Origin of the sequence: Turicibacter faecis, assembly GCF_037076425.1 — a bacterium.
Lineage (GTDB): Bacteria > Bacillota_I > Bacilli_A > MOL361 > Turicibacteraceae > Turicibacter > Turicibacter faecis.
In genome coordinates, this window is record NZ_AP028127.1 from 1,193,223 (window position 1) to 1,212,995 (window position 19,773).

Annotated in this window: 20 protein-coding genes; all 20 read right to left on the bottom strand. The window is 38.9% G+C overall.

Features of this window, described 5'->3' with window-relative positions:
- Nucleotides 1-165: 165 nt before the first annotated feature.
- The 20 genes from queF to AACH31_RS05830 all read right to left on the bottom strand — a co-directional run bounded on the left by queF (nucleotide 166) and on the right by AACH31_RS05830 (nucleotide 19,772).
- Nucleotides 166-663, bottom strand: a complete 498-nt coding sequence (gene queF, locus AACH31_RS05740; RefSeq protein ID WP_161832025.1) for a preQ(1) synthase — start codon at nucleotides 661-663, stop codon at nucleotides 166-168.
- Nucleotide 664: 1 nt separating this feature from the next.
- Nucleotides 665-1,324 (bottom strand): 7-cyano-7-deazaguanine synthase QueC, encoded by a 660-nt coding sequence (gene queC, locus AACH31_RS05745; protein WP_161832024.1) that lies wholly within the window; start codon nucleotides 1,322-1,324, stop codon nucleotides 665-667.
- Between the two features lie 12 nt (nucleotides 1,325-1,336).
- Nucleotides 1,337-1,930 carry a GTP cyclohydrolase I gene (gene folE / locus AACH31_RS05750; RefSeq protein ID WP_262950480.1) on the bottom strand — a complete coding sequence of 198 codons (594 nt, stop codon included), beginning with the start codon at nucleotides 1,928-1,930 and terminating at the stop codon, nucleotides 1,337-1,339.
- 1 nt (nucleotide 1,931) lies between these two features.
- The gene (gene queE / locus AACH31_RS05755; RefSeq protein WP_338618061.1) at nucleotides 1,932-2,600 is read right to left on the bottom strand and encodes a putative 7-carboxy-7-deazaguanine synthase QueE; all 669 of its coding nucleotides are present in this window, start codon (nucleotides 2,598-2,600) and stop codon (nucleotides 1,932-1,934) included.
- Entirely contained in the window at nucleotides 2,588-3,031 is a 444-nt protein-coding gene (locus AACH31_RS05760; protein ID WP_338618062.1) for a 6-pyruvoyl trahydropterin synthase family protein, read from the bottom strand. The genes queE and AACH31_RS05760 overlap by 13 nt, the downstream gene beginning before the upstream one ends.
- A gap of 306 nt (nucleotides 3,032-3,337) precedes the next feature.
- On the bottom strand, nucleotides 3,338-4,474 hold the full coding sequence (locus tag AACH31_RS05765) for a serine hydrolase domain-containing protein (RefSeq protein WP_262950478.1): 1,137 nt from the start codon (nucleotides 4,472-4,474) through the stop codon (nucleotides 3,338-3,340).
- A 20-nt stretch (nucleotides 4,475-4,494) separates the two neighbouring features.
- Complete coding sequence (locus AACH31_RS05770; protein ID WP_161832019.1) at nucleotides 4,495-5,001, bottom strand: hypothetical protein; 507 nt, start codon at nucleotides 4,999-5,001, stop codon at nucleotides 4,495-4,497.
- Between the two features lie 402 nt (nucleotides 5,002-5,403).
- Entirely contained in the window at nucleotides 5,404-5,604 is a 201-nt protein-coding gene (locus tag AACH31_RS11795; RefSeq protein WP_411040329.1) for a BspA family leucine-rich repeat surface protein, read from the bottom strand.
- Between the two features lie 232 nt (nucleotides 5,605-5,836).
- A complete protein-coding gene (locus tag AACH31_RS05775; protein WP_161832017.1) occupies nucleotides 5,837-6,691 on the bottom strand; it encodes a hypothetical protein in 855 nt (284 codons plus the stop codon).
- A 1,141-nt stretch (nucleotides 6,692-7,832) separates the two neighbouring features.
- Nucleotides 7,833-8,366 (bottom strand): hypothetical protein, encoded by a 534-nt coding sequence (locus tag AACH31_RS05780; protein WP_161832016.1) that lies wholly within the window; start codon nucleotides 8,364-8,366, stop codon nucleotides 7,833-7,835.
- Nucleotides 8,367-8,487: 121 nt separating this feature from the next.
- Nucleotides 8,488-10,596 (bottom strand): BspA family leucine-rich repeat surface protein, encoded by a 2,109-nt coding sequence (locus AACH31_RS05785; RefSeq protein ID WP_338618065.1) that lies wholly within the window; start codon nucleotides 10,594-10,596, stop codon nucleotides 8,488-8,490.
- 49 nt (nucleotides 10,597-10,645) lie between these two features.
- Nucleotides 10,646-11,434 carry a BspA family leucine-rich repeat surface protein gene (locus AACH31_RS05790; RefSeq protein WP_338618067.1) on the bottom strand — a complete coding sequence of 263 codons (789 nt, stop codon included), beginning with the start codon at nucleotides 11,432-11,434 and terminating at the stop codon, nucleotides 10,646-10,648.
- Complete coding sequence (locus AACH31_RS05795; protein ID WP_338618069.1) at nucleotides 11,391-11,960, bottom strand: BspA family leucine-rich repeat surface protein; 570 nt, start codon at nucleotides 11,958-11,960, stop codon at nucleotides 11,391-11,393. Before AACH31_RS05795 ends, AACH31_RS05790 begins: the two co-directional genes overlap by 44 nt.
- 630 nt (nucleotides 11,961-12,590) lie before the next feature.
- Nucleotides 12,591-13,820 carry an IS110 family transposase gene (locus tag AACH31_RS05800; protein WP_338618071.1) on the bottom strand — a complete coding sequence of 410 codons (1,230 nt, stop codon included), beginning with the start codon at nucleotides 13,818-13,820 and terminating at the stop codon, nucleotides 12,591-12,593.
- Between the two features lie 407 nt (nucleotides 13,821-14,227).
- Nucleotides 14,228-14,614: a BspA family leucine-rich repeat surface protein gene (locus AACH31_RS05805; protein ID WP_338618074.1), complete on the bottom strand. Its 387-nt coding sequence runs from the start codon at nucleotides 14,612-14,614 to the stop codon at nucleotides 14,228-14,230.
- Nucleotides 14,615-15,125: 511 nt separating this feature from the next.
- The gene (locus AACH31_RS05810) at nucleotides 15,126-16,100 is read right to left on the bottom strand and encodes a tyrosine-type recombinase/integrase (RefSeq protein WP_338507409.1); all 975 of its coding nucleotides are present in this window, start codon (nucleotides 16,098-16,100) and stop codon (nucleotides 15,126-15,128) included.
- A gap of 94 nt (nucleotides 16,101-16,194) precedes the next feature.
- Nucleotides 16,195-16,704, bottom strand: a complete 510-nt coding sequence (locus tag AACH31_RS05815; protein ID WP_161832478.1) for an HdeD family acid-resistance protein — start codon at nucleotides 16,702-16,704, stop codon at nucleotides 16,195-16,197.
- Nucleotides 16,705-16,931: 227 nt separating this feature from the next.
- A complete protein-coding gene (locus AACH31_RS05820) occupies nucleotides 16,932-18,041 on the bottom strand; it encodes an NAD-dependent epimerase/dehydratase family protein (RefSeq protein ID WP_338618077.1) in 1,110 nt (369 codons plus the stop codon).
- Complete coding sequence (locus tag AACH31_RS05825; protein WP_262950470.1) at nucleotides 18,038-19,066, bottom strand: polysaccharide biosynthesis protein; 1,029 nt, start codon at nucleotides 19,064-19,066, stop codon at nucleotides 18,038-18,040. Before AACH31_RS05825 ends, AACH31_RS05820 begins: the two co-directional genes overlap by 4 nt.
- Nucleotides 19,067-19,103: 37 nt before the next feature.
- Nucleotides 19,104-19,772 (bottom strand): hypothetical protein, encoded by a 669-nt coding sequence (locus AACH31_RS05830; RefSeq protein WP_161832481.1) that lies wholly within the window; start codon nucleotides 19,770-19,772, stop codon nucleotides 19,104-19,106.
- Between the last annotated feature and the right edge of the window lies 1 nt (nucleotide 19,773).

The following is a 19,773-nucleotide window of genomic DNA, read 5'->3' on the forward strand; positions in this document are numbered from 1 at the left end:
TTCTCTCTTTTCTCAATAAAATTTACCGTTTTAAGGCAACTACGGGTATTGTAACATATCCCAACAAGTTCGCAAGACACAAAAAGGACATTTTTTTAGGTGAAAAGGGTTTTAGCTCGCAAAAAAAGATGTCTCCTTGATTGGAAGACATCTTTTTGCTTTTTTCTAGCGATTATCTACTTTTTCTGGATATAAATCGTGATTCATCAAGCGATAGTTAGCCATTTCTTCGTATTTTGTTCCTGGACGTCCATAGTTACAATAAGGGTCAATACTAATTCCACCACGAGGGGTAAATTTTCCCCAAACTTCAATATACTTTGGATCCATAAGACGAATTAAATCTTTCATAATGATGTTCATGCAATCTTCATGGAAATCTCCGTGGTTACGAAAACTAAATAAATAAAGTTTTAACGATTTGCTCTCTACCATTTTTTGCCCAGGAATATAGGAAATATAAATCGTCGCAAAATCAGGCTGCCCCGTAATCGGACAAAGACTCGTAAATTCAGGACAGTTAAATTTCACAAAATAATCGTTATTCGGATGTTTATTATCGAATACTTCTAAAATCGTTGGATCATATTGATAGACATAGGCTGTTCCTTGATTTCCTAGTAAGGTAATTTCTTTTAATTCTTCTTTTTGACGACCGCTCATCTTAGTTCCCCGCTTTCTTTTTCATTAAATAGTGGTCAAGCCCTCGTTGGCGTAATTGGCAAGCCGGGCATGTCCCACACCCACTTCCGATGATGCCTTCATAACATGTTAATGTTTTGGTCCGAATATAGTCAAATTGACCGAGTTGGTCGGCAAGCTCCCACGTTTCGGCTTTATTTAACCACATGAGGGGCGTGTGAATGACGAAATCCGTATCCATACTTAAATTGAGTGTGACATTTAACGATTTGATAAAGATATCTCGACAATCGGGATAGCCGGAAAAATCGGTTTCGCAGACCCCTGTAATGAGGTGTTTAGCGCCTTTAACTTTAGCTAACACACCGGCAAAACTTAAAAATAATAAATTTCGCCCTTCGACAAAGGTTGAAGGAAGTTCCCCTTCCGCCCCTGGTGTAATGTCAATCTCTGAACGTGTTAATGCATTTGGAGCTAACTGATTCAATAAAGACATATCAAGAACATGATGTTCAATTCCTAATTCGTGACAGATTTCTTTTGCACACTGTAATTCGGCGATGTGACGTTGTTGGTAATCAAATGTAACCGCGATGACTTCATCAAACTGTTTTAACGCCCAAAATAAACAGGTGGTTGAATCTTGTCCCCCACTAAATACGACGACTGCTTTTTGTTTCATGATTCTCTCTCCTTAATTCAGTAGCATAAGCCACTCTTGTCTTAAACTTGCGTCTTGTTCGATTTTGTTCCCTCGATACGTGAGGGTGGTAGTCGAGGTTCCTGGTTTTTTTATGCCTCGGGCCGTCATACAACTATGCTCTCCCTCAATTTTAATCATAATTGCTTCGCTTCCCGTAATTTTTTCGATAATTTCGGCGATTTCTTCCCCGATGCGCTCTTGAAGTTGTAATCGTCGCCCAACCATATCCGCAATACGCGCTATCTTACTTAACCCGATGACCTTGTCTTTTGGCAAATAAGCAACGCTCACCGTCAGGTTATACATCAAGGCTAAATGATGCTCACAATAACTAAAAATCGGAATATCTCGCACGATGACGACTTGATGGGGGGAGTTAGCGACCTCTTCCTCTTCAAAAGTGGTCCCAAATAAGTGAACCATCTCCTCATTACTCACCGTCATCCCGGCAAAAACCTCTTCATACATTTTGGCCACCCGTTTCGGTGTCTCTCTTAGTCCTTCACGCGTCGGATCATCCCCGAGTGCAACTAAAATCTCTCGAATACATGCTTCAATTTTTTCAGTATCAATCTGACGTTTCATGTTAAACTCCCCTCATCTCTTTTGGCCAAATATATTTGTGTAATTGGAGTTGCAAGCGAACATCATTTAACTGCTTCTCTTTCATAAACGCCACCACTTCTGCCGGGGAAATCAAATCCGTGACTGGGCTAAAATAGACCGGGCAACGTGTCGATAACTGCGACTGTTTTATTACCGAAAGCGCGTCCTGTAAGTCCGTCTCACTCGCAATAACAAATTTATAAACATCTTTTTGATCGACAACAGTTAGATTATTTAGGCACATGTGACGATTCATTCGGCTCTCCCCACCTTTATAGTCGATAATAAAGTGGACGTTTTGTTCCTTATATCGATGTTTTAATGGGGTGATATCGATGGATCCATTCGTTTCAATATGAATCACTAAACGATCATCTTGGACTAATCGATCCAACAAGTGCCCAATGCCGGGTTGAATTAACGGTTCCCCACCGGTTAAGGTCACGTTTTTAACATTCGCCTCTTGAATCCACTGGTAAATGTCTTCTACTCCCATTTTTGTAACACAACTCGTTCCATCCCATGAGTAGGTAGTATCGCACCAAGCACATCTTAAATTACAATCAGAAAAGCGGACGAAGGCGGCTAACTCGCCTGATGTCGGACCTTCTCCATCAATCGAGACGAACGTTTCAATTACTTTGAACATGAATATTCCTCCGTATAAATACAACTATTCGTTGGGGTTTCAAATAACTCTACCTCAGTGACGGCTACCCCATCTGCTTTTAAATTTCGATAAATGTCGCGTGACATTTCCTCAGCTGTTGGTCGATAGGGAACAAAGACGATTTCAAACGCAAGTCCTGATTCTTCTAATTTTTTGGCGACTTCTTTCCCCTCTTCGCTCGCCTCAACGACTAACTTGTGATCAAAGCGATCATGAATCTTTTTAAGGGCTTCTTTGACCGATGAAAAATCATCGACCATTCCTCGTAAGTGACCCGTTTCATGCAAATCTTGACTTGAAACTTTAACGACTAATCGATAACGATGCCCATGAATATTTTTACACTTTCCTTGATATCCGCTTAAATAATGCGCAGTATCAAATTGAATTTCACTTTTTAATGTAAACATCTGTCTCTCTCCTACCTAAAAAAAGTTCCCGTTTATCCTGAACTAGACAGATAAAAGGGAACTTTTTTATTCTAAAGACGCTCAGTGAACGTCATCATTATAAAAAAGGGCGCCTATAGGCACCCGTTGTTTTTATCGATATGAGCCTAGTTTTGTTTTAAGACAGGATGGTCTGAATGAACTGTCTATTAAAATGAACCTCCTATTTATACCATAGTTAGCGAATGATGACAAGTCATTGTGTTTATTTTTTGACAGAAAAAGCCGGTTGATTAACATTCTTCCATCAACCGGCGCTCTTTTATTTTAAGAAGTTTCTTTCTCTGCTAAAACTAAACGTGCAAAGTTATACGCCATATACATATCACTCTCATCATGATTCGTTAAGAGAATAACGGTCACTTTATCTTCTTGATGGCGCAAAAACATTGAATGCCAACCGATAAGATTTCCGGTGTGTGACACGGTATTTTCAACCCCTGCATTGACAAACCATCCATAACCATAAGCCGAGGTTCCGATGGTTGAATACGCCTGGGTCATGAGACGATAACTTTCGCCTGAAATGAGGGTATTTTCCCGTAAGGCACGATCATACTTGTATAAGTCCATCGCAGTTGAATGGAGACCTCCTGATGAATAACCGAACGAGGGGTGTAAGACTTTAGCCTCGTCCCCATTGGCAATGTTTCCATTATACGCGGTGGCGAGATGCTCAATTTTTTCACCTGAAACATTCAGTCCAGAATCCGTCATCCCTGCCGGTTGAAAGATGTGTTCTTCTAAATAATCTGAATACGTCTGTCCACTCACTTGTTCAACAATCGCCCCTAACACGTCGTACCCTAAATTCGAATAAATAGACTGGGTTCCGGGTTCTTCGTAATAAAGGTTTGATGCCTTAAATGCCGGTGCAATGACGTCCATCACCGAGACTTCTCGTGAGTAATCGGTTAAATCATCGCCAGAATAAAGTCCCGAGGTATGTGTGAGTAATTGATGAATCGTAATTTGATCGGCGTGAGGCATATCCGGAAAGTACGACTCAATCGTTTGATCGAGGGAGAGTTTCCCCTCTTCGACTAATTGTAAAATACTCACAGCGACAAATGATTTAGAAACCGAGGCAATGTGGAATTGATGATCGACACTCATCGCTTCTTGATTCTTGACATTTGCCATTCCGTAAGGTTGTAATAAAACCATTTCACCTTCGCTTGCCACTAAGGCGACACCATTGAAAGCGCGTTCCTTTAAATAAGCATCCAAGGACTGAGCCAGTGTCTGATAATGACCAGACATTACCGTTGTGGTGTTTTCTTGTTCTTCTACTTGTTTGGACGATTTCTCCCGTGCTTCTTCGTTTAAATGAGTGGTCGTCGCGCATCCTCCAAAGAGGGTCAGGACTGCCACTAAACAAATACACCCGACTCTTTTTTTCATAATTCCTCCCACGGTTGCCTTTATTGGGCCACTCCAGTCATGAGCAATTGGTTAAAGCGTGAAATAATCTCTTGATTAGGGTGAACCGATAAATATTTTTCAAAAACTAATCGTGCGCTTGTGTGATTCATCTCATGTAGCGGGATATCCACCGAAATCTCACGGGCATTCACCCAAAAGGATGCTTGATTTGATTCGCTAGTTTCCATCCCCAACGCGTAAATTCCTAAATCAGAACAAATATAACAAGGACTGTTTTTTGCTTCTTCGCAAAATGGATGAATGTCCCCGTTCAAATCTAATTGTGCTTTGATATTTTCCATCGGATTTAAAAATTCTAAATGGATGTGATGGATTGGAAACATACATCGTTTCACTTGGACTGAGATTTCATTATGAGCGACTTCTTTAATTTCTAAACACACATGATCGTTTTCATAATAAGGCGGATTGTGTCGTAAATGTTCCACCCCGTACTCTCCTTCAACTGATACTGATTTCAAATAATTAATAAACTTATAAATCATTTTCATCACCTCAGATTAAATCCGTCTAAATAAAGAGACATTATCTAGACGCTTGTTGAACTTAAACCCTGTTCCCTTAATTAATCTATGCCAACTTATCACAAACTATGATACTTGAGGGATGAATCTCAATCTTTTTCTTAAGAAAGGAATATAGAAAAGGTGAGTCGCCTTTAACGCCTCACCCTCATCATACACATAATTCGAATCTGCTGTTCTTATCGTGATTCCATCTTCCAAAAAACACTGTTTGCACTAAACGTGACACTTAACATGGACGAACCCATGAAAATTTATAGACTTTTATTCCAGTCGAAGGGGGTAAGACTAGAAGTTTCGTATTATATTTCAAGCCAAATGTATAGGTGAACCATTCGAAACATTAAATCAATGTTTTTAAGGTTACTCCCCCGTAAACATATCATCCATTTTGCTCATCCTTGTCGTATTAAATGATGCAAGATTGAACTCCTGCAATTCACTACAACCATTAAACATATAACTCCTATCTTGTACAGTACTTGTATCTAGACCACTTAAATCAATGATGTTTAATGGTGTTCTGCTAATAAGAGAGCTCCTTAAATCCGTTGTTTCTAACATTACTTTTTAGTAATTAACCGTTTCAAATTTAAGAGCCATCGGTGAGCTAGGAAACTTGTCTTCAAGATATTTTTAAATTATTTTATTTTCTCTCAGACTTCCCTACAATATAAATCTTCGTATCAGCACTGTCTCCCTTCTAGCTATTTAATCCAGCACTATCATCCGAATACTTCCAATCGTGAGATGAAAAAAGGTGATTCTCTCAAGGACGGAATCACCTTTTTTCATCTCACGATTCTTCTTCAGTTAGATTTCTCATTTTTTCAAGTTTTTTTTGATACTCCGCTTGTAACAATGCTCTTTTGGCCTCTTCTTCTTTTTTTAGTTGTTCTATTTCTTTTAAATAGTCTGCTTTTAATTGGAGATTTAGTTCTTGATAGTTTAATGCTTGCTCTTTTTTTACAATTTCGAGGTGTTGATTTAATGCCTCTCGTTCTTTTACGAGTAAGGCTTGTTGTCTTTCTTCTTGCGCTTTGATTTCGTTTCTTTTTAACTCTAATTGAGTCGTTAACCGCTTAATCTCCTCCATTTGATCTGCTACTTCTGCCTTTAGTTTAGCAACTTCTTCTCGTGTGGCCTTTGCTGAGTCAAGAATCACTTTGGTTTGCGCCGCTTCTCGCTCTAATTCTGTATTTTTTTGACGCAACAAATCGTTTAAATCCTTGAAGTTCCTTTCTTCTTCTTTATACGTCGTCACGGTCTGCTTTAACCCTTTTACCTCGTCTTTTAATTGTTGAATAACCTTTTCTTTTTCGCTTAATTGTTCGAGACTTTCTTTTAGCTTTTCAATTTCTTCTTCTTGTTTAATTAATTGTTGATTCTCCTTATTTTTAAGAGCTAACTCCCGAATCTTTTGGCGCTCCATCAGATGAATATAAATATCCGTCATGCGTTTTGTAATTTGTTGTAATTCTTCAACTTCTTGTTGAAATTGTTGGGATTCTCCTCCCATTTGATTCAATTCAAATTGCGCCACTAATAATTGCATTAAATCTTTATTATTAACTCCCGTTTCCTGTGCTAATTCAATAAATCGCTGTTTTAATTCCTCATCAATTCGTACACTTAATACTGTATCCGCCATTTTCTCACCTTTTTTATTTCTTTTTTCTCTATTATACCTCATTCTTATTCTTTTTTCTACCCCTCCACTTATCCGCGCCACAAATGTTTACATGCGTAAACATTTGTTTTTGTATCAATATACAACAAGTATACTTATGTAAACAAAAAGTATACACTCAATCCAATAAGTTTTGTATTCAATATAACTTTAATTATATTGAATATAATGGTATTAGGATTAATTTTCCAAAAAAAACAAGGTGGAACGGGGAATGAAATAAGCGAGAAAAAAGTGAAGAGATGAGTTAAATATTGGAATAAGAGAAATAGAGGTTTTTTTATCCCTATACAGAAAAAAACTTCGCCGATTTGAGATTTTCGTGTAAAAAAGGGAATTGGGATAAGTGCGACGTTGGAAACCAAGGATAAACGGTTCGAATAGCGTTGAGCCGTTATACACAGGTAAGAACTTGATATCCGTTGCACAGATTCACTTACACTTCTTTGAGAGTGGAGCTTCTCTAAGTTCAATTTAAACTATACCTCATGAATGACTCTCCCACCGCCTTACCTTGTTTTTAGACGGTTTGCGCGGGTTGTTCCATCACTAAACCGTACCGTTGACTTATAGAGAAATTTACTCCCCATCAAATGGCCATGACTGAAAGTCGAACGAGAGTGAGATTTTGTGTTAACAGGTAGCTTGTTAAATCTAAATTAATGACAATCTCTGAGAGGACACAAACGTGCGATAAACACTAAAAAATTTTATAAGATGTCCTACCCCTAAACTAACGATTTGTTCATCATTCAAAAAAATGGGCCCTATCCTTTCGTAAGCCGGGTTGTTTTAGCTGCCCCAAGATTGGCCCTTATAACATATCCCGGTCTATAATATGAAATCAAGGCGTGCATCGATTCCATACGTTTCCCATATCACGATGTATCGGAAACGGCATCTAAAAAAATGAGCCCTCCCAGAAAGGGGAAGGCCTCGTAGTCTTTCGCTATTTTTTAGTCTCCATTTCTAGTGATTCGTCCGAATAATTAACCTTCGGATAACCGTCTAAAACCCGTGTCTTGTCTTTTAAGGCCAGATGTCCTCCTTTTATTGAGCGGCCGGACATATTTTAGATCCTCCCCCTCAATTAAGAGGCGTATCAGTCGAGTTCAATAACTGACACATCTAATCCATGATCTCCGTAGTCTCCCCACTTACGTATGGTTCCTGGTTCAAAAAACGCCGAATCATGACGGGAACCTTCGTCAATCAAAAGGAGCTGCGTCTCCCTCGTCAATCGATTTTCTTTTAATGATTGGAGTTCCTTTCTTTCATCTACAAGCATAGGCGATAACACATAGGGTAAGGCGTACTCACAAATGTCCTCACGATGACGTGATGGTTCAAAGAGGAGTCGGACCACGAGCTCAACTGATGCTTCTTTAGACAACACATGGCGATAATTAATCCCTTGGGCAACGATGACCAATTCATAGTCCTTAAGGCTCTGACGCTCACGCCCAAGTGGATAGTTATGATAAACCTCAAGGGGGTAACCCTCTTTCTTAATGAGTTCTCTCATTGTTTTTTGCAACACCCATGTCACATCGCGATGAGTTATAAATTGATAATCTAAATAATTTTCCTTAATTTCTTCAATGGCTCTCCCTAGCAGTTCCTTAGCAGGCGTCATCTTACTTCCCCCCGAAAAAACAAATTAGCTTTCTCTTTAACTTATTCAGCCCCCTGGAAAAAAATAATATACTTAAGAAAATAAAACAAAAGGGAGGTCTATATTTTTGAATACCAGATCATCAGCGGAAAAAACGTGAACGAAGTTTCACATCGGCGGGCCACCAAACTGCCGTATAGCTACCATTCGCTCGGTTCCATAGTTCTTCCACTGGATAATCTGAGCTTAACCCGTTAGGATCCCATCGCAACAAATAATATGTTGGATAGAAGGGGCGATGCTCGTCCTGTGCATTGCTAATGCCATCCGCCAATGCCTCCCGACTTTCATAAACATAATGATTAAGACGTGCTGTTTCATCCTTCGATTGATTTGGAAAACTCCCCTTAATCGTCGTTAGTTCCATCATCGATAATGGACGAACCGTTGAAAAATCGTAATTTTGAATCCCTTGAGAAGGGGCGATTATGATAAATGGAACATCCGATGTGAAGTTTGAAAACATAGTATCTGGAATCGTATTTGCCTTATATTGACCAAAATCAATAATTTTTACCGCTGTACACCCACTAAACATCTCATCCACACTTGGGTCCACAGCCGTTTTGAATCCACTTAAGTCCAGGATTGTTACGCCACTACACCCACTAAACATTTGACTCATATTTGTGATATTCTCGGGTTGAAAATGACTCAAGTCCAAATCGGTTAACCCGGAACATTGGGCAAACATAGAACTCATATCCGTCACTTTTCCTGTATCAAAATGGCTCACATCTAAAGCAGTCAGACGACTACACCCCTGAAACGTAGAGCTCATATCCGTCACTTTCCCTGTATCAAAATGGCTAACGTCTAAAGCAGTCAGACGACTACACCTCTGAAACATTTGACCTATATTCGTCGCATTCCCTGTATCAAAATGGCTCACATCTAAATCCGTTAAACTCGAACAGTCGGAAAACATCCCATTCATACCTTTGACATTTCTTGTATCGAATTGACTCACATTTAAACTCGTTAGGCTATTACAGTAATCGAACATCCCCGTCATATCCGTGACCTGACCTGTGTCAAATTGGCTCACATCTAAACTCGTTAAGCCAGAGCAGTCTAAAAACATCCCCGTCATATCCGTGACCCGACTTGTGTCAAATCGACTCAAATCTAAACTCGTTAAGTTACCGCAATAGGCAAACATGGAATTCATATCGGTCACATTCTTGGTCTGAAAATTCGTCAGGTCCAAACTTGTTAAACCCGCACACTCATAAAACATGGAATTCATATCGGTCACATTCCCGGTTTGAAAATTCGTCAGGTCCAAACTTGTTAAACCCGAACACCCATAAAACATGGAATTCATATCGGTCACATTCCCGGTTTGAAAATTCGTCAGGTCCAAACTTGTTAAACCCGCACACTCATAAAACATGGAATTCATATCGGTCACATTCCCGGTTTGAAAATTCGTCAGGTCCAAACTTGTTAAACCCGAACACCCATAAAACATGGAATTCATATCGGTCACATTCCCGGTTTGAAAATTCGTCAGGTCCAAACTTGTTAAACCCGCACACTCATAAAACATGGAATTCATGTTCGTGACCTGACTCGTATCAAATTGACTTACATCTAGGTTCCTTATGCTACTGCTATTAAACATGTTAGACATATCCGTTACTTTCCCCGTATTAAATCCACTCACATCTAAACTTGTTAATCCCCTGCAGTTATAAAACATCGCACTCATATCAGTAACTTGACTTGTATCTAAACCACTTAAGCTTAAATCCGTCATTTCTTGACAGTCGAAAAACATTTGAGACATATTCGTGACCTGACTCGTATCTAGTCCAGTTAAATTCAGGTTAAGGACCGTCTGGTTATTTTTAAAAGATTCTAATAGGTCAGTGGTTTCTAATTGTACTTTTTTCCCACTCACTTCCTCCAGTTGTAGGTGTGTCATAGAGCTTGGAAAAATTTTAAGATCTTTGACGCTAACTTGGCGCCCACTATATTCACCTGGAATATAGATTTCCGTTTCCGTGCTACTTCCCTTCCACCCATTTAAGATATATTTATCCGGGATTGTGTCATCATAATCCCAATTATCCAAATTAAATGTTGCCATCATATCTCTCCTTTTTCTTGAATCTTCTATCGTATTTATATGGTCAACCTCCCCTTCTCGTGCAAGCCTTGGCCTAAATAAAAAGGATTTCTTCATGTTAAAAGAAATCCTCCTTGGCATTAAATACAAACGACCCTTAACTTGGTCAGCGGAAAAAACGTGAACGAAGTTTCACATCGGCGGGCCACCAAACTGCCGTATAGCTACCATTCGCTCGGTTCCACAATTCCTCCAAAGAATTAGACGCTGATAAGGGTTTAGCGTCCCACCGTAGGAAGAAATATGTTGCATAGTTTGGTCTTTCAGACAAATTTATATCCGGGATTGCTCTTGCCAATGCTTCCCGACTCTCATAGACATATTGACCTGGATATTCCGTTTTTTCTTTTAATCCTCCGAGAAAACTTCCCTGACCTGCCTTATATTTTAAACCTGATCGTGGGCGAATGTTTGAAAAATCATAGTTTTGAATACCGATAGACGGGGAGATTATAATAAGCGGAATATTAGATTGAAATCCAAATAAATTATCCGCAGTTGTCCACTGACATTGCCCTAAATCAATAATTTTTAATTGAGTACATCCTTTAAACGTATCCCATTTAAACTGAACGTTTTCCAGATTAAATCTACCTAAATCTAAACTCGTTAACTCACTACATCCCTCAAACATGCAACTCATATTCGTGACATTTATCGTATCAAACCCACTTACATCTAAACCCGTTAACCCACTACATTCATTAAACATGGATCTCATATCCGTGACATTTGTCGTATCAAACCCACTTACATCTAAATTCGTTAACCTACTACAACTAGCAAACATGGAATTCATATTCGTGACACTTTTCGTATCAAACCCACTCACATCTAAACCTGTGAACCCGCTACAACCCGAAAACATCCCACTCATATTCAGGACATTTCCCATTTGAAATCCTCTCAAACTTAGGTCCGTTACCCCCCCTCCCCCCGCAATCACTAAACATGTAACTCATATCCGTAACATTTGTCATATCAAACCTACTCACATCCACACTTGTTAACCCACTACATTCATTAAACATACAACTCATATTCGTGACATTTCCCGTATCAAATCCACTCACATCCACACTTGTTAACCCACTACAGCCATCAAACATCCTATACATATTCGTGACGTTTCCCGTATCCAATCCGCTTAGATCAATATGAATAATCTTACTTCTATAACGAAAAGATTCCGATAAGTTGGTGGTTTCTAATTGTACTTTTTTCCCATTCACTTCCTCTAGTTCTAAGTGGGTCATCGAAGATGGGAAAATTTTAAGGTCTTTTAAACTAATTTGACGTCCGTTATACTCCCCTGGAATATAGATTTCCTTTTCCGTGGTACTTCCCGTCCATCCATTCAGTATATATTTATCTGGGCTTGTGTCATCATAATCCCAATCATCCAAAGTAAATGTTGCCATAGTTTCTCTCCTTTACATTGAGTCTTCTATCTCATTTATACGCTCACCCCATCTTGAGCGTGCCACCCTTAGCCTAAATAAAAAGGACTTCTTCATATTAAAAGAAATCCTCCTTGATGTTAGAAATGAATTATTCTTCACTTTTACCTGTGATGTTGGGTCCGCCCCCTTGAACTATACGGCCACCACACAGCATGGTAGCTTTGCCCTACCAACTCCTCTAGTGGAAGATCAGATAACGAAACATCTGACCTCCATTCTAGGAAACACCGCGTAGGACAAGCCGGATTTTGCGAGGAGCCTACAGTCTCTAATGCCTCACGACTCTCATAGACGTACTGATTAACTTGCATTGATTTTTCCTTTGATCCATCCGAAAAAACTCCATCGTTCGCCTTAAATGTTGCCCAAGATAAGGGACGAATGGATGAAAAATTGTAGCCTTTAATCCCTTGAGACGGAGATATTACAATAAGACTTGTGGTATTAAGTCAAATAGTTAATTGATAAAAATAGTTAAAGATTTTAAAAATTTAGGCGCACTGAACTAGACCCTCAGCTAATCTCTAAAAAAATTAGCCTAGCGCCAGAACAGAAAGGATTCAAAAGCAACAGTTGTTAGCCTTTGAGTTATACGCTCCTTTCTGGCGTGTAGAGTTGGCGGTTACGTAGTAGCGTATCCACCAAACGCACAAATTTTCTAGCGGTAAGGACGAGGGCTCGTTTGTGTTTAAATTTCGGAACTTCATCATATTTCTTTTGATAATAGAGACGGTAACTGTCTTCATGACGTCTTATAGAGTTGGCAGCTTCAACCATATAATATCGAAGATATTGATTACCTGTTCGTGTCATGGGCGTTCGTTCCGATTCAAAGTTTCCAGATTGATTCTTCTTCCAATAAAGGCCGCAATACTTGGCTAATTGAGCTTCGTTTTCAAAGCGTTCAATTTGACCGATTTCAGCGACAATTCCAGCGGCATAGACAACACCGATTCCTGGAATACTTTTTAAGCATTGGACCTCTGAAACAATCTCAAATAAAGCGACAATGCTTTTTTCTAAATCTTTAATTTGTTTTTTCAATGTTTGAATTAATCTCGCATAAGTAGCTAAAACCATATCCACTGATTCTTGGACGACTTGGGCTAAACGATAAGAGTCGCGAATCGCTTTCTTAATCATTTTAGCTATCTTTTGCGGGTCACTAAAGCGACCGCGCCCCTTTTCTTGTAAGAGAAGGGCTAAATCTTCTAACTCCATTTGGGCAATTTCATCAAGTGAAAGCGAGTCAGAGAGAAGATCAAGCATGGTGGCACCAAAAACAGAAGTATCAAGTTCCTTAGAGAGCGTATTACATTTATAGTAAAGGTTCTCAAGAAAGTGTTGTTTACATTCGGTTAATTGGTGAACGAGTTGGTATCTCGAACGAGTCAACCGTTGAAGAGCGATGTAACGCTCCTCTTTTAAAACCGTCTTATTAAAGCGTTCAATGCGTAAGAAATCCGCAATACGAAAGGCATCAATGCGGTCGGTTTTATCCTCTTCAAAAAGGCCTTTGTATCGATGGATAGACTTCGGATTTTGAACGACAACTTCCACGCATCCAAGGGACTTTAAGTCAGTGTCCTCAGATAAAAATGTGGCAGGATGAAAACTGTAAATAGAGGTGGACTCCATTCCAATCACAATCTTTTCATAGTTAAAAGAGTGGTGAAACGTTAGAACAGATTCCTTGATAGATGAGGCACCGTTTAGATTATTAGGAAGTGTGACTTCCTTCAGAGTGGTGTCTGAACTATCTAGAAAACAAACATCAAGCTTTTCAGAACTCACATCAATACCGACAAACAATTTCATGGAAAGGACCTCCTTTCTTTGAGATAAATTTGGAATAAACTTGGATGCGGACGGATATCCCTAGGGCCCAAAACATGGCGACAACCTCGTGTATAAGTATTCTAAAGAATCGCCCCATGAGTGCTGCCCCCAGCCTACTAAGAAGAGGAACATGGGACGAATCGATACAGCTTGTGCGTATGCCGAACAGTTTTGGTCTGGGTCACAGTCTTTAAAAGTAGTCAAACTACAGGGGGGAGAAAGTATATTCCTGATGGATCCAATTCCATTACCTATATGGTGGGATGTCCGATAAAATCTCAGACAAAAAGAGGGTAACCAATTAACTGAAATGACGGAAAGAAGAATTAAGCCATCATTTAGTTTTCAAAGAACAATTAACGCCCATAAAGAAGGGCATAAACTTATTATACGAGGGGGGCAGTTGATGAAAAGTTAAATACGTTGTTTGGAACGCTTACCCAATGACACTGACTGAAATCAATAATTTTTAATTGGATACATCTTGAAAACATCGAACCCATTTTGGTCACATTTCCCGTTTGAAACCCACTTACATCCAAATTTGATAAGCTGCTGCAATAATTAAAAATCTCAAACATACTTTGCACATTCTCTGTATTCCAGCCATTTACGTTTAGGCTCTTTAGATAAGAACACCAGGAAAACATTGCACTCATATTCGTTACTCGACTCGTATCTAAACCGCTTAAATCTAAATTAATAACCGTTCGATTTTCTTTAAAAGAGTCCAATAAATCCACTGTCTCTAATTGTACTTTTTTACCATTCACTTCCTCTAGTTGTAGGTGGGTCATCGAAGATGGGAAAATTTTAAGGTCTTTTAAACTGATCTGTCGTCCGTTATACCCCCCCTGGAATATAGATTTCCTTTTCCGTGGTACTTCCCGTCCATCCATTCAGTATATATTTATCTGGGCTTGTGTCATCATAATCCCAATTATCCAAAGTAAATGTTGCCATAGTTTCTCTCCCTTTCATTGAGTCTTCTATCTTATTTATACGCTCCCGCCATCTGAGGTGTGATCCCTCTTGTTTAACATTTTATAGAAAATGAGCTTCCCTCCCTAGGCAAAAAAAGGACTTCACCCGCCGTAGGCCCCAAGCAATTCGTACACATGATTAAGCTAAAACAAAAGTTATGAATAACCTTTAAAGGGGAGTCCCCCTAACTAAATATAACTGTTCGATTCATGGGGGCACAGTGAATTTTTCCATTTAAAAATGGCTCGCATGTCTCCAATCACTCCTGGATCCATACCAGCCATACCATTCAGTTCACCATTAAAACTGAATTAAATCTCCCGCATTTTCTTTCAACTTATCCACGGAGTGAACGTATCGATTCGTTGTCGCAATGTTTTGATGGGCCGCAAAATCACGCACCTTCTCAATACTTGCCCCTCCACGAATCGCGAGAGTAATCGCCGTATGCCGTGTCGAATGCACCTTCAAATGCTTTGAAATCCCCGCCCGTTGACACGCCGTCTTCATCATATAATTGAGCGAACTCGGATCTAATTTTTCATTGTTACGTTTATTTCGTGAATGCCCCACAAACAAATAACTGGATGCATCCTTGTCATAATCACGCCCTGTTCGTGCCACATACTCATCAATCAACGCCTTCACCGGTGCCTGCACCTTCACCATGTCCCGCTTATTTCCTTTTCGTACAACATGAATGACCTCGTATTCCCCATAAGTAGCAAGGTCCTTCAATCGAATATGAATCAATTCCGATTTACGTAGGGCGGTCGTCAGGGCTAAATAGATAATGGCCTTGTTTCTTAACTCGACCAATTTGGTTGTATCAAAAATCGCCAACAACTGCGTGCACTCTTGTTCCGTTAAGAACTCGGTCTCTTTCGATGTCACTTTAGGCTTTTCTTCTTTTAAATTACCAAATGGATTAAACCGAAGCAACGCTGTTCCCGTCTTGTTATCCTGATATTTTAACAACCACTTATAAAGTGAACTTAACGAAGACACCTTTCGATTAATTGTCGCTGTTGCACATCCTTTTCCCCTCAAATCTAACAAGTAGTGCTCCACATCAAACATATTAACCGCAATAATTTGCTCAAGTGTAATCTGTTCTATTGTCTCGACTTGAAAGAAATCTAAAATATCCCGTTCATACGAGATCGCCGTATACCGACTATTGCTTGCTTTTAAATTCAAAAAATGTCGAATAAAGTGAACTTTTTTCTCTGGCCCAACCGCCCGATTTCGACTTAATATTAATTCCACCATCATCACCATCTCTACTTGAAATATTCTCATCATAGCATAATTTTGACGAATATAAAAGAATGAGATCAAAAAAAGGAACCAAATTGGGTTCCCTTTTTTAACGGTATGTATTTTTTAGTTTAATTCCTAAATAAATTTCACCTAAAGCTGTAATGATAAGTGCCGTTCCAATAAAATATGGGGCAGAAATCAACGCCTTAAATGGTTGGAATACGACCAACGCCCCAAAAATAACAAAAATAACATTGGCCGCCGTATAAATATTGAGTCCAAAGTAACCGTTACGAATCGATAAAAACGTTAAATAGATTCCTCGGACTAACACCCAAATCCCATAAACTAACACCAGGACATCGAGCGTTGAAATTGGATAAAGCCATAGCGTTAATCCGAATAAAATATTAATTAATCCATTAAAAATATAAAAGAAACGTCCTTCACGACCCTTACTTCGTACAATCGTCATCACACCGATAACCATAAACATTAACGCGATTAACGCACTCAGACTAATAATACTTTGAAGCGGGAAAATAAAAAAGAAGACGCCAATAATCGCGAAGGCAATTCCTTCTACAAGAAATAATTTCTCTAGATAACTTTGCATCTTATCGCTCCTTTCAATGAGCATGAAAAAACAGTGTATTTTCCACTTGAAAACACACTGTTAGTATGTAACAACATTTCTTATTTATAACCTCACCAAGGATGAATGAGCAAAAATCAAATTCACTTTCCTTATAAAATGGGGGAAAGCAACTATCAACACGGAAATTATTAATCTTACTTGCCGAAGTCTTCATAAAAATGAACAATTCTAAACCCTTTGTCGCTTTAAACCTCCAAGGGATAGGTATCTGGGTGAGTTTCATCATAAGACTCGTTACACCAAATAATAACAATTAAATCCGTTTCCCCAGTATTTTCGATGTGATGAGTATATCCTGCAGGGATATCAATCACCTTTAGGTCCTCTCCATTGACTTCATACTCCAAAATTTCATGACTAAAAATGGAACGTAATCGCACACATCCATACCCACTCACGACCAGAAATTTTTCAATTTTGGTCTGATGCCAGTGGTTCCCTTTAGTGACACCCGGTTTACAACAGTTAATCGAAAATTGCCCTCGATTAGATGTTTTAATAAATTCAGTGAACGACCCACGTGTATCCTTATGCATAATTAAGGGATAACTCAATTCATTTTCAGGTAAGTAACTAAGGTAGGTGCTATATAACTTTTTTACCAATAAGTTATCTGTTTGAATCACCTCTTTTGTTTGACGACTAGTTTTAAACCCCGTTAAGATGTTTGCTAATTCCCCTAGTGTCAAAGAATAAACTGGTGTGACAGTCAACAGGCCACTCTTTTTACGACAATCCTCATGCAAGATTTCTAGAAACTGGTGTAAGACATCATCAATATACACTAAATTTAATAGGAGATTTGGATCTTTAATCCAGATAGGCTCATCCCTTGCTATTTGATAACAAAAGGTGGCGACAGCCGAATTATAGTGGGGCTGTGCCCATTTTCCAAAAACATTAGGTAACCGATAAATATATACTTTCGCTAAATTCCTCTCAGCATAGCGTTGTAACGCCACTTCCGCGGATAACTTACTTTTTCCATAGGCAGTTTTATCACCAGCCTTAATGGATGAAGTAAACAAAATGGGAGTATTTTTCTCATGTGCCATTAAAACATTCGTTATTCGTTTCGTTAATTCCTCATTTCCTTCAAAAAACTCACTCTCATTTAATGGGCGATTGACCCCCGCCAAATGAAAGATAAAATCTGCCTGAAGTACCGCTTGATCTAATTCAGAAGGGGTCCCCCCCTTATCAATCTCAAGGATGTTATATTGTTGATAAGATTTAAGAGTTGCCACAAGATTTTTTCCAATAAATCCGTTCGCCCCCGTTACAAGTACGTTCATTTAAAATCATCCCCTCGATTAGTTTTTAATGCCTCCTGAATATAAGGAAGATTTAACAATTTTTCCTTTACCTCTTCTATAGTTAACCGATACGTATTATGCGACGTATAGGCTTGCTGTTCCACAAGCGATTTGGCCGTATTAACCGACGTATGATAGTTCAAATCCCTTTTATCGCATGGAATTTTATAATAGGAGTCATAATCCACGGCAACAAGCATATCCTCCGACGAAACTAAGGTCTCGTATAACTTTTCTCCGTGTCGCGTTCCTATTATGTCAATGAGAGGATCAACACCAAAAATCTCACATATAGCCTTAGCTAAACATTCGACCGTACACGCAGGGGACTTTTGAACAAAAATATCTCCTTGCTCCCCATTTTCAAACGCAAACATGACAAGCTTAACCGCCTCATCAAGACTCATCAAAAAACGTGTCATATGCGGGTCCGTCACTGTCACAGGATGCCCCTCTTTAATTTGATCAACAAACAATGGAATTACAGATCCACGGGAAGCCATAACGTTCCCATATCTAGTTCCACAAATCACGGTCTGTCCCGCTTCAAGCAATCGGGCCTTGGCAATAAACGTCTTTTCCATAAGCGATTTGGACATCCCCATCGCATTGATAGGGTAAACAGCTTTATCAGTTGAAAGACAAATTACTTTTTTGACCCCACAGCTAATTGCTGCATTTAATACATTTTCGGTTCCTAAAATATTCGTTTTTACTGCCTCAATGGGATAAAACTCACAGGATGGTACTTGTTTTAGGGCAGCCGCATGGAACACATAGTCAACTCCACGCATCACCTCTTTGACACGATCTGAATCACGAACATCCCCTAAATAAAATTTCAATTTGGGATTGTGATACTTCTTCCGCATATCATCTTGTTTTTTCTCATCGCGAGAAAAAATACGAATTTCCTTTAATCCTTGATGAAGAAACGCCTTAACTACCGTATTTCCAAATGACCCCGTTCCTCCCGTAATCAATAATACTTTATCTTTAAACATCGATCTCACATCCCTCATTCGATCAACCTTTTCTTTTCTATTCCTCAAAAAAACCACGTTTAGAATAATCAACGTTGATCCCTTCCTTTTCAAGGAAAGGAATCACCTCACGCGCCCACTTTCCACGAACAATGCTAAATTTATTTTGATGGTAATTTCCAATATCTATAATCGGATTTCTCGTTGCATTAATGTAGTATTTTTTTGTTGTCGAAAAACGCATCAACTCCCATTGCCACGGATTTTGAGGAATTTTTAATTCATTAATGAGCTCTGTTCGCTTCCAAATTCCCGGTTGGCAACTATGTAAGTATGGAGCCATTGGTGGCCGTAAATTAAATCCAGTTAAATCGGTTTTAATATTCGGACTATACTCTAACTCAAAGTTAAACATCACTGTATTTTCTCCAAAATGATCGATGCAATACTGAATGCGTTCCTCATTCACCTGACTCCGAATAAAAAAGTCATCTAATAAAATAATTACATACTTGGTATCAAGTAATTCGAGCGTTTTCTTAATACGCGTTGTCCAAACAGGCTCATTTACACAAAGTGTTGGTATTTTATCATAGCTTTTTGTTTCCGTCGCTAAATAAATTGGAAATGTGCAGTTGGGCCAATATTTTTTGAAACAGTGATAAAAGATATCCCATAAATCATCATAGCAATCACAACTTAATACTAAAATACACGTTTGATTCATC

What these genes read in the sequence shown, in the direction of transcription:
- AACH31_RS05790 (WP_338618067.1), bottom strand. Translation starts at nt 11,434, where the DNA reads ATGGGAAATGTCCTGAATATGAGTGGGATGTTTTCGGGTTGTAGCGGG.
- AACH31_RS05775 (WP_161832017.1), bottom strand. Translation starts at nt 6,691, where the DNA reads ATGGCGGATACAGTATTAAGTGTACGAATTGATGAGGAATTAAAACAG.
- folE (WP_262950480.1), bottom strand. Translation starts at nt 1,930, where the DNA reads ATGAAACGTCAGATTGATACTGAAAAAATTGAAGCATGTATTCGAGAG.
- queE (WP_338618061.1), bottom strand. Translation starts at nt 2,600, where the DNA reads ATGTTCAAAGTAATTGAAACGTTCGTCTCGATTGATGGAGAAGGTCCG.
- AACH31_RS05780 (WP_161832016.1), bottom strand. Translation starts at nt 8,366, where the DNA reads ATGACGCCTGCTAAGGAACTGCTAGGGAGAGCCATTGAAGAAATTAAG.
- queC (WP_161832024.1), bottom strand. Translation starts at nt 1,324, where the DNA reads ATGAAACAAAAAGCAGTCGTCGTATTTAGTGGGGGACAAGATTCAACC.
- AACH31_RS05765 (WP_262950478.1), bottom strand. Translation starts at nt 4,474, where the DNA reads ATGAAAAAAAGAGTCGGGTGTATTTGTTTAGTGGCAGTCCTGACCCTC.
- AACH31_RS05815 (WP_161832478.1), bottom strand. Translation starts at nt 16,704, where the DNA reads ATGCAAAGTTATCTAGAGAAATTATTTCTTGTAGAAGGAATTGCCTTC.
- AACH31_RS05795 (WP_338618069.1), bottom strand. Translation starts at nt 11,960, where the DNA reads ATGGCAACATTTACTTTGGATGATTGGGATTATGATGACACAAGCCCA.
- AACH31_RS05770 (WP_161832019.1), bottom strand. Translation starts at nt 5,001, where the DNA reads ATGATTTATAAGTTTATTAATTATTTGAAATCAGTATCAGTTGAAGGA.
- AACH31_RS05800 (WP_338618071.1), bottom strand. Translation starts at nt 13,820, where the DNA reads ATGAAATTGTTTGTCGGTATTGATGTGAGTTCTGAAAAGCTTGATGTT.
- AACH31_RS11795 (WP_411040329.1), bottom strand. Translation starts at nt 5,604, where the DNA reads ATGTTAGAAACAACGGATTTAAGGAGCTCTCTTATTAGCAGAACACCA.
- AACH31_RS05825 (WP_262950470.1), bottom strand. Translation starts at nt 19,066, where the DNA reads ATGTTTAAAGATAAAGTATTATTGATTACGGGAGGAACGGGGTCATTT.
- queF (WP_161832025.1), bottom strand. Translation starts at nt 663, where the DNA reads ATGAGCGGTCGTCAAAAAGAAGAATTAAAAGAAATTACCTTACTAGGA.
- AACH31_RS05810 (WP_338507409.1), bottom strand. Translation starts at nt 16,100, where the DNA reads ATGATGGTGGAATTAATATTAAGTCGAAATCGGGCGGTTGGGCCAGAG.
- AACH31_RS05820 (WP_338618077.1), bottom strand. Translation starts at nt 18,041, where the DNA reads ATGAACGTACTTGTAACGGGGGCGAACGGATTTATTGGAAAAAATCTT.
- AACH31_RS05830 (WP_161832481.1), bottom strand. Translation starts at nt 19,772, where the DNA reads ATGAATCAAACGTGTATTTTAGTATTAAGTTGTGATTGCTATGATGAT.
- AACH31_RS05760 (WP_338618062.1), bottom strand. Translation starts at nt 3,031, where the DNA reads ATGTTTACATTAAAAAGTGAAATTCAATTTGATACTGCGCATTATTTA.
- AACH31_RS05785 (WP_338618065.1), bottom strand. Translation starts at nt 10,596, where the DNA reads ATGAAGAAATCCTTTTTATTTAGGCCAAGGCTTGCACGAGAAGGGGAG.